We start from the raw sequence: 12,650 nt of genomic DNA, 5'->3' as shown, positions 1-12,650 counted from the left end.
GAGCCCGGTAAAGTACCGGGAACAGGTCGCGCTGGCCGCCTGATCCCCCAACTGTCCAACTTTAGGGGGTCACTTCAAGGATGGGTTTACGGCGTCCCCTGCCAACCCATACCACCCCGGCCCACCCACAGCACCACGAAGCGCCAGCGCTCTGGCCGTTGCCGTTGCTGTTGCTGTTGCTGTTGCACCTGCTGTTGGCCTCTGCCTGCCGCAGGCATCGGCACCCGATACAATGACCGTCTGCCGCACGCCGGCATCCCATCTCCAGAGCCAAAGAGTTGCCCATGTCCATCGTCCGCATGACCGACCTCGACCTCTCCGGCAAGCGCGTGCTGATCCGCCAGGATCTGAACGTGCCGATCGAGAATGGCCGCATCACCTCCGAACAGCGCATCACCGCTTCCCTGCCGACGCTCAAGCGCGCGCTGGAGCAGGGCGCGGCGGTGATGGTCACCTCGCACCTGGGCCGCCCCAAGGAAGGCGTGTGGAGCGAAGCTGATTCGCTGGCGCCGGTGGCCCAGCGCCTGTCGGTGCTGCTGGGTCGCGAAGTGCCGCTGGTGCGTGACTGGGTCGACGGCGTCGACGTGCAGCCGGGCCAGCTGGTGCTGCTGGAAAACTGCCGCATGAACGTTGGCGAGGGCAAGGACGATGAAGCCCTGTCGAAGAAGTACGCCGCCCTCTGCGATGTGTTCGTGATGGATGCGTTCGGTACCGCGCACCGCGCGCAGGCGTCCACCCATGGCGTGATCCGTTTCGCTCCGGTCGCTGCCGGTGGCCCGCTGCTGATGGCCGAGCTGGATGCGCTGGCCAAGGCTCTGGATGCACCGGCCAAGCCGCTGCTGGCCATCGTCGCCGGCAGCAAGGTCAGCACCAAGCTGGAGCTGCTGGCCAACCTGGTCGGCAAGGTCGACCAGCTGATCGTTGGTGGCGGCATCGCCAACACCTTCATCGCGGCGGCCGGCTACAAGGTCGGCAAGTCGCTGTACGAGCCGGACCTGCTGGATACCGCCCGGAAGATCGTGGCCGACGCCAAGGCGCGGGGTGCGGACATCCCGCTGCCGGTGGACGTGGTCACCGCCAAGCAGTTCCTGCCCGACGCGGCTGCCGAAGTGAAGGCCGTCGATGCGGTGGCCGAAGATGACCTGATCCTGGACATCGGCCCGAAGACCGCCGCGCAGTACGCACAGCTGATCCAGAAGGCCGGCACCGTGGTCTGGAACGGCCCGGTCGGCGTGTTCGAGTTCGAAGCCTTCAGCAAGGGCACCGAAGCGCTGGCCCGCGCCATCGCCAGCTCGCCGGCGTTCTCCATCGCTGGTGGTGGCGATACCCTGGCGGCGGTGGACAAGTTCGATATCGCCCAGCAGGTCAGCTACATCTCCACCGGTGGCGGCGCCTTCCTGGAATTCCTGGAAGGCAAGACGCTGCCGGCGGTGGCTGCCCTGGCCGCGCGCGGCGCATGAGCGTCGATCCGCGGGTGGACGGAGAAGAGCGTGCAACGCTCTTCTTCGACATGGACGGCACGCTGATCGATTCGGAAGTGGGCATCACCACCTGCATCGCCTATGCGCTGCAGAAGATGGACCACCCGGTGCCTTCGCAGGAAACGCTGCTGGGCTGGATAGGTCCGTCGCTGCGCACCACGTTCGCGCCGTTGTTCGGTGAGCCCGAGCGGGTGGAGCAGGCCGTGGCCTTCTATCGCGAGCGTTTCGACGTGGAAGGTTGGCGCGAGCATACGATCTACCCGGACATCGAAGCGGTGGTACGCGCGCTGCACGCACGCGGCCATCGCCTTGCGGTGGTCACCGCCAAGAACGAGCCGCATGCCCGCCGCATCGTCGAGCATCTGCCGTTCGGTGGCCTGTTCGAGGACGTGATCGGTTCAACCCCGGATGGCTCGCGCAGCAGCAAGCCGCAGCTGGTGGGCGAGGCGCTGCATCGCCTGCAGCTGGCGCCGGAACGCTGCTGGATGATCGGCGACCGCCGCATGGACATCGAGGGCGCCCGTCACCACGGGCTGCGCAGTGTGGGCGTGCTGTGGGGCTTTGGTGGCGAGCAGGAGCTGACCGAGGCCGGTGCCGGGCAGCTGGCCCGTGATCCGGCGCAGCTGCTGGCCTTGCTCGCCTGAGTTGGACGATGCCGCGCGCCGGGCCTTGCCCGGCGGCGTTTCCGCTGCCATCGACCAGCGTATGTCCGGAACATGTCCATGCGATGTCCCGCAGAGTCAGACAGCACAAGGCTGTAACCGTATACATGGGACGTGAAGGATGTGCTAATTTCCGTCCTTTAACGGGAGAGGCCCATCCATCATGTTCGAGCGTCAGCGTCGCACCAAGATCCTTGCCACCCTCGGTCCGGCTACCGATCCGCCGGGCGTGCTGGAGGATCTGTTCCGCGCCGGCGTCAACGTGGTGCGCCTCAACTTCAGCCACGGTGACCCGTCCGGCCAGGCCAAGCGTGCCGCCGATGTGCGCGCCGCCGCGCAGCGTGTGGGTGTGGAAGTGGGCATCCTGGCAGACTTGCCTGGCCCGAAGATCCGCATCGAGCGCTTCGCCGAGGGCAAGGTGCAGCTCAAGGCCGGTGACCGCTTCGACCTGATCGCCAGCACCGATGCCGGCCCCGGCGATGCCACCCAGGTGGGCGTGAGCTACCTCGGCCTGCCGCAGGACGTGACCGCCGGTGACGTGCTGCTGCTCGACGACGGCCTGATGCAGCTGCAGGTGGTGGAAGTGCAGGGCGAGCGCATCATCAACACCGTGCTCAACGACGGTCCGTTGTCCGATCGCAAGGGCCTGAACAAGCAGGGCGGTGGCCTGTCGCTGGGCGCGCTCACCGAGCGCGACAAGGAACTGATCGGCATCGTCGCCAAGATCGGCGTGGATTTCATCGCCGTATCGTTCTGCCGCAATGCGCAGGACATGAACGATGCGCGCGAGATCGCCGAATCGCACGGCTGCTACGCCGCGCTGGTGTCCAAGATCGAGCGCACCGAGGCCATCGAGAACCTGGAAGAAATCGTCGACGCCAGTGACGTGGTGATGGTGGCGCGTGGCGACCTGGGCGTGGAAATCGGCGATGCCGAACTGCCGGGCCTGCAGAAGAAGATCATCAAGGCCTCGCTGGCGCAGAACAAGGTGGTGATCACCGCCACCCAGATGCTGCAGTCGATGGTCGAAAGCCCGATCCCGACCCGTGCCGAAGTGCTGGACGTGGCCAACTCGGTCATCGACGGTACCGATGCGGTGATGCTGTCGGCCGAAACCGCCGCCGGTGCGTATCCGGTCAAGGCGGTCGAAGCGATGGCGCGCATCTGCCTGGGCGCCGAGCGCCAGTTCCAGACCGAGACCGACTTCGGCGCTTCGCCGCGCAACCTGGAACGTGCCGACCAGGCCATTGCCATGGCCACCATGTTCCTGTCCCAGCACGTGGGCGTGCGCGCGATCGTGGCGATGACCGAATCCGGTGGCACCGCGCGCTACCTGTCGCGTTTCCGTGCCTCGGCACCGGTGTTCGCGGTCACCCGCCACGACGGCGCCCGCCGGCAGATGGCGCTGATGCGCGATGTGTTCCCGATCAACTTCGACAGCCGGGGCTTCACCCCGCGCGAAGCCGCACGCGGCAGCATCCGCCTGCTGGTGGAGGGCGGCATGCTGCAGGCCGGCGACCGTGTGGTGTTCACCAGCGGTGAGCACATGGAAACCCACGGCGCGACCAATACCCTGCGCCTGCTGGAAGTGGGCGAAGACGGCCGCGCCAGCGGTCTGGGCGACCTGTAAGAGGTGGCCACATCGGGTCGGAGCCGCGGCGTGGATCCGACCCGGGGTCAGATCCCCGAAAGGGGCTCTGACCCGATCCGGCAGGACATTTCCTGTCCCGCACAGACAGTGGAACCGGTTCCATCCGAGCCTCCACGTCGGGGCAACGGATAGCGGGGCTATACTTACGTTTTTCCCGCACCCGCCACAGGAAGTACATGAGCATCGAACAGCTGGCTGAAACCGCCCAGGCCATGGTTGCCCCGGGCAAGGGCATCATCGCGATCGACGAATCCACCGGTACCATCGCCAAGCGCTTTGCCAGCGTCGGCATCGAGAATACCGAAGAGAACCGTCGCGCCTACCGCGAACTGCTGCTGACCACGCCGAAGCTCAACGAGCACATTTCCGGCGCCATCCTGTACGACGAGACCATCCGCCAGTCGACCAAGGACGGCGTGCCGTTCGCCAAGTACATGTCCGACCACGGCATGATCCCGGGCATCAAGGTGGACAAGGGGGCGCACCCGCTGGCCGGCTGCCCGGGCGAGCTGGTCACCGAGGGCCTGGACGGCCTGCGTGAGCGCCTGCAGGAGTACTACAAGCTGGGCGCGCGCTTCGCCAAGTGGCGTGCGGTCATCAACATCGGCGAGAGCATTCCGTCGGGCACCTGCATCGAGTCGAACGCACATGCGCTGGCCCGCTACGCCGCGCTGTGCCAGGAATGCGGCCTGGTGCCGATGGTCGAGCCGGAAGTGATCATGGACGGCGAGCACGACATCGAGACCTGCTACGAAGTCACCGAAGCCACCCTGCGTTCCCTGTTCGACGCGCTGTACCAGCAGAACGTGCTGCTGGAAGGCACCATCCTGAAGGCTTCGATGGTCATCTCCGGCAAGGGCTGCGACGAGCAGGCCGATGTCGAGGAAGTGGCCGAGTCGACCGTGATGTGCCTGAAGAGCACCGTGCCGGCGATCCTGCCGGGCGTGGTGTTCCTGTCCGGTGGCCAGAGCGATGAGCAGTCCACCGCCCACCTCAACGCCATGAACCAGATGGGCAACCTGCCGTGGCCGCTGAGCTTCTCTTATGGCCGTGCCATGCAGCAGGCGGCGCTGAAGCTGTGGGCCAAGGACATGAAGGGCAACTACGCCGCAGCACAGAAGGCCGTCTACGAGCGCGCCAAGGAAAACGGCCAGGCCGCGCTGGGCAAGTGGAACGGCTGATCCGCCGTTGCGCAGCATGAACTGAACAGGGCAGCGCCGGCATCATGCCGGCGTTTGCTTTTGCCGGTATCGTTGCCGCCTCCCGCACGCCAGGCCAGTGCGGGGGGCATACATGGAAGGCCAAGGAGAAGGAACATGCGTATCACCGCAATCACGCTGGCCGTGGCCACCGTGCTGGCTGTCGGCGGCTGCAACCGGATGGGTGGCAGCACGGACATGGGCAAGGCCCCCTCGCTGGAGTTCGACAAGCCGGTCTCCGGCGAAATCACCTCGCGCAGCGGCGTCAATTTCAACGATGGCAGCCACCATCAGCTGTACCAGCTGAAGCTGGAAGACAAGCAACTGGCCGGCATCACGTTGACCGGTGCGCTGCGCGGCTCGATCGCCGTGTTCAACAATGGCGTGCTGGTGGCCAGCAGCAACTCGGGCTACGAGCGCGGCAACGACGTCTCGCTGGCGTTCCGTGCCAACGGCGCCGGCAGCTACCAGGTGGCCATCAATGCCGACGGCCCCTCCGCCTTTGGTCCGTACCGCCTGCGCGCCGAGAAACTGGTGCCGTATGACGGCAAGCCGATGGTGGCCGAAGGTGAGATCGCCGACCTGCTGGTCTCCAGGTCGCAGGATTACACCCTGCAGGTGGACAAGGCGGGCATGTACGAAATCCGCCTGGAATCGAAGGCGTTCGATACGGTGCTGAAGCTGGATGGCAACGGCGTCCAGTCGGAGAACGACGATGGCGGTGATGACACCAATTCGCGCATTGGCATGCCGCTGGAACCGGGCAAGTACACCCTGCGCGTGCGCAGCCTGGATGAAGCCAGTACCGGCGCTTTCAAACTGACGGCCAAGCGCACCGAGCTGCCGGCCAACATGGTCATGCGTGATGGCACCACCCTGCCGAACACCGGCAGTGTGTTTGCCATGCTCGATGGCGAAGGCCGCCGCCGCTTCCTGCTGAGCCTGCCGCGTGCGGCCGATGTGCGCCTGGACGCGATTTCCAGCCAGGTGGATACGGTACTGCGCGTGGTCGGCGGCGACGTGGAGCTGGTCAATGACGATGGTGGCAACGGCACCAACGCACGCGTGGAAGAATCGCTGCCGGCCGGCCACTACACCGTGGACGTGTCCAGCCTCAGCGATCAAGCGGGCATGGTGGAAGTGCGCGTGCAGATCGACGGCGCCGCTTCGGCCGCGGCTGCTGCGGCGACCGCCGATGCCGCCGCTGAAGCGACGGACTGACGCCGCCACGAGGATGCAAACGAAAAGGCCGGGCATTGCCCGGCCTTTTTTCCTTCTACACCCGGCGTTGTTTCAATGCGCCGGCACGAATCCGGTATCGCCCAAGGGCGACAGCAGCGAACCGGGCCCGCTGTCGGCGACCTGGCCTGCGGCCGACAGTGCCTGCTGGTAGGCCTTGGCAGTCGCTGTGTTGAACGCCACCAGCACGATCCGCATCGGCTGGGCGTGGCTGCGCTGCCAGGCGAGTGTTTCGGTGACCGCGATCTGTGCGGCCTGGTACAGCGGATAGCCATACACACCGCAGCTGATGGCCGGGAACGCGATCGACTGCAGGTTCAGTGATTCGGCCAGCTGCAGCGACTTCCAGTAGCAGTTCGCCAGCAGTGCCGGTTCGTCGCGCTGGCCGTCGTGCCAGACCGGACCGACCGTATGCAGTACGTGCCGTGCCGGAAGCGCATAGGCATCGGTTGCGCGCACTTCACCGGTCGGGCAGCGCACACCGGGGCGCAGCTCCGGCAGACGCTCGCACTCAGCCAGCAGGCCAGGACCCGCCGCACGATGGATGGCACCGTCGACACCGCCCCCGCCGAGCAGTGATTCATTGGCCGCGTTGACGATCGCATCCACCGCCAGGGCCGTAATGTCGCCCTGCCACACTTCGATCTTCATGCGTCCGTCTCCTGCCTGTAATTGTTGCGCGCCGTGCCCATGCTGGCTGTACCCGCATCTTGCGGGACAGGGCATCGATGCTGCGTCATGACCGTCTCACGCACTGCGATCCGCCCGGTTCATGCACGATGGCCGGCATCGCCTTCACGCAGGCTGAAGCGAGCGCCGCACGCGGGCGAAACGAAAGTTTTCGGGGTGAATCTCTTATGATTTTTGGGGAAAGCTGTCCGCTTCCGTCGGCAATACCCAGACAGCAGCGCCCCAATGCAAACGCCCACCGCGAGGGTGGGCGTCATCCTGCTGTCATCGACAACGCGGCGATCAGGGCAGACCGGCCAACCAGTCGTCGTCCGAACCTTCATTGACGTCGGCGAACAGCGGCGTGGAGAAGTAGCGTTCACCGGTGTCCGGCAACATCGCCAGGATCACCGCGCCCGGTTCGGCGCGATCTGCCACGTCCAGTGCGCTGGCGACCGTGGCGCCGGCAGAGATGCCGACGAAGATGCCTTCCTCCGCCGCCAGACGGCGGGCGGTGGCGATCGCGCGGTCATCTTCCACCGTCACCAGCTCATCCACCACATTGCGGTTGAGCACGTCGGGCACGAAGTCCGGGGTCCAGCCCTGGATCTTGTGCGGCTTCCAGTCATCGCCCTTCAGCAAGGCGGCGCCGGCCGGCTCGGTGGCGATGATGCGGGTATCCGGGCGGGCGACCTTCAGTACTTCGCCGACGCCGGTCAAAGTGCCGCCGGTTCCCCAGCCACTCACGAAGTAGTCCAGCCGCTTGCCGGCGAAATCACGCAGGATCTCCGCGGCGGTGGTGTTGCGGTGGTAGGCCGGGTTGGCCGGGTTGGCGAACTGGCTGGCCAGGAACCAGCCGTGTTCCTCTGCCAGCTCGCGCGCCCTGCGCACCATGCCGCTGCCGCGTTCGGCGGCCGGGGTCAGGATGACCTTCGCGCCGTAGGCCCGCATCAGCTTGCGGCGTTCCACCGAGAAGGTCTCGACCATGGTCGCCACGAACTTGTAGCCGCGTGCGGCCGCCACCATCGCCAGGGCGACGCCGGTGTTGCCGGAGGTAGCTTCGACGATGGTGTCGCCCGGCTTCAGCAGGCCACGCTGTTCGGCATCAAGGATGATCGCCAGCGCCAGGCGATCCTTCACTGAGCCCCCCGGATTGAAGGACTCGACCTTGGCATACAGGGTCACGCCCTGCGGCGCCAGTCGCTGCAGCTTGACGATGGGGGTGTTGCCGATGGTGTCGAGGATGGAGTCGTACAGGGCCATGGGAGCGCTCCAGGAACAGGCCGCGCCGGGTCGGCGGGCGGAAAGGAAGTGGGCTGGCTGTTCAGGCCAGCGGCTGCCGGCTGACCGTAGCGCCGGCATATGACGCCCGGAAATGACCAGATACCTTTCTTAAACAACCTTTGGTTATAAGCTGGTGACGGCAATTGACCCTAGAGTGGACCTCCGCCCCCACATCGCCCGCCTGCCATGACGCTGACCCAGCTGCGCTATCTGGTTGCCATCGCCGACGCCGAGCTGAACATCACGCTCGCCGCCTCGCGCGTGCATGCCACCCAGCCTGGGCTGTCCAAGCAGCTCAAGCAGCTGGAGGACGAACTGGGCTTCCTGCTGTTCGTACGCAAGGGGCGCAGCCTGGAGTCGGTCACCCCGGCCGGCACCGAAGTGATCAGCCGCGCCCGCGCGGTGCTGTCCGAGGCCAACAACATCCGCACCTACGCGGCCAACCAGCGTCGCGAGAGCCAGGGCCAGCTGATTCTGACCACCACCCACACCCAGGCGCGTTTCGTGCTGCCGCCGGCGGTGGCGCGCATCAAGCAGGCCTATCCGCAGGTCAGCGTGCACCTGCAGCAGGCCGGTGAGGCCGATGCGCTGGACCGGCTGAACCAGGGCGATGCCGATATCGCGATCATCAGTACCGCCGGCAGTGAACCCAGCGACGGCATCGCCGTACCGCTGTTCCGCTGGCGGCGGCTGGTGGTGGTACCCAAGGGCCATCCGCTGGACCGCGCCGGGCGCGCACCGGACCTGGCTGCATTGTCACGACAGCCGTTGATCAGCTACGAATCCTCGACCCGGCCCAACTCCTCGTTGCAGCGCGCCTTTGCCGCGCAGAGCCTGGTACCCGATCTGGCGCTGACGGCGCTGGATGCGGACCTGATCAAGACCTATGTGCGTACCGGTCTGGGGGTAGGTCTGCTGGCCGAGATGGCGATCAGCGCCAACGATGAGGACCTGCGGGTCTGGCCGGCGCCGGCGCCGATCACCGAGTGCGTGGCCTGGGCGGTGCTGCCGCGCGACCGGGTGCTGCGCGACTACGCGCTGGAGCTGGTGCATGTGCTGGCCCCGCAGATTGATCCGCGCGACCTGCGGCGGGTGCTGGATGGCAACCAGGCCGCGTCCTGGCCGGTGCCGCCGACCTGGGAATCGCTGACCCAGACCATCACGGTGTGAGGTTGGTCGAGCAGGGCTGCGCCCTGCACCTGCCGCGGCATTCAAGCAACAGCAACGGCAACAGCAACAGCAACGGCAACAGCGTGCATTCCGTGGGATGGCGGGGCGTTGTGGGTAGGCAGGACACGCCGTAAACCCATCCATGGGGGCTCGATGGCGCCATCCATGGCGCCAACGGTCCTGCCTACCCACACCGCCCCGCCTCTGACAGATTCCGGCGGCCTTTGGTAGGTGTCGACCTTGGTCGACACGGTAAATCCACGCGATGCGTGGATGAATCTCCATCGAAATCGAATGTTTCGACAATTGATCGAAGAGCATCCACGCATGGCGTGGATCTACCGCAGATCGCGGAAAACTGTCGAAGGCGGGGTGGGTCCGGTTGCGGGGGCGTGAGCCGCATGGATGCGGCGACCGAGCTTACATGGACGTACTTGCAGCGGCCCCCGCAACCGGACCCACCCCGCCTACCCACAGGAAGCCAGCTTTTGATGTTGCTTCGGCTCTTGCCGTGGACGTGGCCTCTGCGGGTGCAGGGCGCAGCCCTGCCGATAAACCCCCTCCTGCGACGGTTCGTCGCACGGTGCCTTCTGGAGGCACCTCTACACTAGCGCGGTGATCCGTACCGGCTGCCTGCGTCGACCCCTGCTCCAGCTCGCCTTCATCGCGACGCTGTTGATGGTGCTTGCGCCGCTGGTCAGCCGTGCCCTGCAGCAGCAGCCGATGGACCACGCGGCCATGGGCCATGGGATGCACGAGATGGCCATGGCCGGGCACGATGACCATGCTGCTGCGCCAGCAGCCCCCAGCCCGCCCGCCGATCCCCACGCCATGCACGGGGAGGCCTGCGAGTACTGCGTGCTGGCCATGCGCCTGCTGCCGTGGCTGGCCGTGCTGGTGCTGCTGCTGCCCTTGCTGTGGCGGCCGAAGCCGATGTTCCCATGGTCGCAGCCGCGACTGCCGCTGCTGCATTGGCCGGCACATGCCGCGCGTGGCCCGCCGCTGATCTCCACCGTCCGCTGATTTTCCTATCGAATCCGCCGCACGAGGCCTGCAAGGGCGTCGTGCGCGCGTGCGTACCTTGGAGCTGTTTCCATGAAAATGACTTTCCCCGCTGCGGGCGCCCGTGCGCGCCTGCCGTTTGCGCTTGGCGCTGCCCTGGCTGCTCCCTTCGCCCATGCCGCGCCCGCTGAAGAAGCGCGGACGCTGGATACGCTGGTGGTCACCGCCGCCGCGCCGTCCTCGCCGCTGCATTGGGTGACCGATCCGCGCCTGCCGCGGCAGCCTGTGCCAGCCAGCGATGGCGCCGATTACCTGAAGACCGTTCCCGGCTTCTCTGCCATCCGCAACGGCGGCACCAACGGCGACCCGGTGCTGCGTGGCATGTTCGGTTCGCGCCTGAACATCCTCAGCAACGATGGCAATCTGATTGGCGCGTGTCCCTCGCGCATGGACAACCCGCTGTCCTACATATCGCCGGAGAGCTTTGACCGGCTGACCATCATCAAGGGCCCGCAGAGCGTGCGCTGGGGCGCGGGTGCCTCTGCGGGCACCGTGCGTTTCGAGCGTGATACCCCGCGTTTCGATGCGCCCGGGCTGCGTGCCGATGCCAGTGCGCTGGTCGGCTCACGCAACCGCAACGACCAGGTGCTGGACCTGACCCTGGGCAATCCAACGGGCTACGTGCGTGCCAGCGGCAATCGCTCCGAAGCCGATGACTACAAGGACGGCAACGGCGATGTGGTTCCGTCGAAATGGCGCAAGTGGAATGGCGACGTAGCGGTGGGTTGGACGCCTGACGCCGATACCCTGCTGGAGGTCTCCGCCGGTGCCGGCGATGCGATCGCGCGCTACGCGGGGCGCGGCATGGATGGTGCCGCGTTCGAACGCACCAGTTACGCCGCACGCTTCGAGAAGCGCAATCTGCCCGGGGCGTGGGACACGCTGCAGGCGAACTTGTACTACAACGAAGCCGACCACGTGATGGACAACTACACGCTGCGTACGCCGAACCCACACAGCATGATGCCGATGCCGATGGCGTCGAACGTGGATCGCCGCACGCAGGGCGGGCGCATCAGCGCCGAATGGCGCTGGCAGGACGTGCAGCTGGTGGCCGGCATCGACGGCGAAGACAGCCGGCATCGCGGCCGCATGGGCATGGGGCGCGATGCCTACGAGCAGGCGGACTGGAACACCGACGCCGATTTCCGCCGCTACGGTGCATTCACCGAACTGACCCTCGGCGTGGACACCGGGCAGCGTTGGATCGGCGGGCTGCGCATCGATCGTGCCAGCGTGCGCGATGCGCGTGCCGACATCGGCGGCATGATGATGGCCATGCCCAATCCCACCGCCGGCCAGCGCCGCAGGGAATGGCTGGGCAGTGGTTTCCTGCGCTACGAACAGGACCTTGCCGACGGCCTGACCTGGTATGCCGGGCTGGGCCACAGCCAGCGCATGCCCGACTACTGGGAACTGTTCTCGCCCGATCAGGGGCCGGCAGGTGCGGTGAACGCGTTCGCTGGCATCCAGCCCGAGCGCACCACCCAGCTCGACGTCGGCCTGCAATACAAGGGCCCGCGCGTGCAGGCCTGGGTCTCGGCCTATGCGGGGCAGATCCAGGACTACATCCTGTTCACCTATCGCGGCAGCGGCATGATGGGCATGAGCCAGGCTGACAATGTGCAGGCGCGCATAGCCGGTGCCGAGGCCGGCCTGCAGCTGCGGCTGGACGAGCAATGGAAGCTGGGGGGCACCCTGGCCTATGCCTGGGGCGAGAACCGCGATCAGCATCGACCGTTGCCGCAGATGCCGCCGCTGGAAGCACGCTTGAGCGCTGACTGGGAAGGCCAGCGCTGGAGTGCCGGTGCGCTGGTGCGCGCGGTCACCCATCAGCATCGGGTCGCGGACGGGCAGGGCAACGTGGTCGCGCAGGACCTCGGGCCGAGCAGCGGCTTTGCCACGCTGGCGCTCAACGCGGCCTATCGTTTCAGTTCGCAGCTGCAGCTCAGCGCCGGTGTCGACAACCTGTTCGACCGTGCCTACAGCGAGCATCTGAACCTGGCCGGCAGCGCCGACTTCGGCTTCCCCGCTGACCCTGTGCGCATCAACGAGCCCGGCCGCAGCCTGTGGATGAAGGTGAACTACCGGTATTGATCCGCCGGGCATGGCCCGGCGCTACCGGTGCGCCGCGCACAGAAGGCCTGCGTCCAAAGAAAACGGGGTCGGATCCCCGCCAGGTTCCGACCCCGCCCGGCGCCCTCGGCCAGGCCCCTCGACTGTACGACGGCAT

General features: G+C 66.5%; 10 protein-coding genes. 8 read left to right on the top strand and 2 right to left on the bottom strand.

The annotated features are described in order from the left end of the window. The first annotated feature begins 284 nt into the window (after positions 1-284). The 5 genes from ACUXVE_RS10790 to ACUXVE_RS10770 all read left to right on the top strand — a co-directional run bounded on the left by ACUXVE_RS10790 (position 285) and on the right by ACUXVE_RS10770 (position 6,214). A complete protein-coding gene (locus ACUXVE_RS10790; protein ID WP_222388462.1) occupies positions 285-1,460 on the top strand; it encodes a phosphoglycerate kinase in 1,176 nt (391 codons plus the stop codon). After that, on the top strand, positions 1,457-2,125 hold the full coding sequence (locus tag ACUXVE_RS10785; protein ID WP_093818781.1) for an HAD hydrolase-like protein: 669 nt from the start codon (positions 1,457-1,459) through the stop codon (positions 2,123-2,125). The genes ACUXVE_RS10790 and ACUXVE_RS10785 overlap by 4 nt, the downstream gene beginning before the upstream one ends. Positions 2,126-2,306: 181 nt before the next feature. Beyond that, positions 2,307-3,773, top strand: coding sequence for a pyruvate kinase (pyk, locus tag ACUXVE_RS10780; RefSeq protein ID WP_117311273.1), 1,467 nt, complete (start codon positions 2,307-2,309; stop codon positions 3,771-3,773). Positions 3,774-3,970: 197 nt separating this feature from the next. After that, entirely contained in the window at positions 3,971-4,975 is a 1,005-nt protein-coding gene (locus ACUXVE_RS10775; RefSeq protein WP_445514378.1) for a class I fructose-bisphosphate aldolase, read from the top strand. Positions 4,976-5,110: 135 nt separating this feature from the next. Then, positions 5,111-6,214 (top strand): ABC transporter substrate-binding protein, encoded by a 1,104-nt coding sequence (locus tag ACUXVE_RS10770; RefSeq protein ID WP_445514377.1) that lies wholly within the window; start codon positions 5,111-5,113, stop codon positions 6,212-6,214. Between the two features lie 72 nt (positions 6,215-6,286). Here ACUXVE_RS10770 and ACUXVE_RS10765 read toward each other — a convergent pair whose 3' ends face one another. Next, a complete protein-coding gene (locus ACUXVE_RS10765) occupies positions 6,287-6,883 on the bottom strand; it encodes an O-acetyl-ADP-ribose deacetylase (RefSeq protein ID WP_222388464.1) in 597 nt (198 codons plus the stop codon). Between the two features lie 321 nt (positions 6,884-7,204). Continuing rightward, entirely contained in the window at positions 7,205-8,164 is a 960-nt protein-coding gene (gene cysK / locus ACUXVE_RS10760) for a cysteine synthase A (RefSeq protein ID WP_032975199.1), read from the bottom strand. Positions 8,165-8,371: 207 nt separating this feature from the next. Between cysK and ACUXVE_RS10755 the strand changes: the two genes are divergently transcribed. The 3 genes from ACUXVE_RS10755 (at position 8,372) to ACUXVE_RS10745 (ending at position 12,514) form a co-directional block, all read left to right on the top strand. Next, entirely contained in the window at positions 8,372-9,355 is a 984-nt protein-coding gene (locus ACUXVE_RS10755; RefSeq protein WP_025874261.1) for a LysR family transcriptional regulator, read from the top strand. A 618-nt stretch (positions 9,356-9,973) separates the two neighbouring features. Next, positions 9,974-10,378: a DUF2946 family protein gene (locus ACUXVE_RS10750; protein WP_445514379.1), complete on the top strand. Its 405-nt coding sequence runs from the start codon at positions 9,974-9,976 to the stop codon at positions 10,376-10,378. A gap of 72 nt (positions 10,379-10,450) precedes the next feature. Then, positions 10,451-12,514: a TonB-dependent copper receptor gene (locus ACUXVE_RS10745; RefSeq protein ID WP_445514376.1), complete on the top strand. Its 2,064-nt coding sequence runs from the start codon at positions 10,451-10,453 to the stop codon at positions 12,512-12,514. The last annotated feature ends 136 nt before the right edge of the window (positions 12,515-12,650 follow it).

The organism is Stenotrophomonas sp. 3(2025), from assembly GCF_052665395.1.
This window is presented reverse-complemented; position numbering and strand designations above follow the sequence as displayed.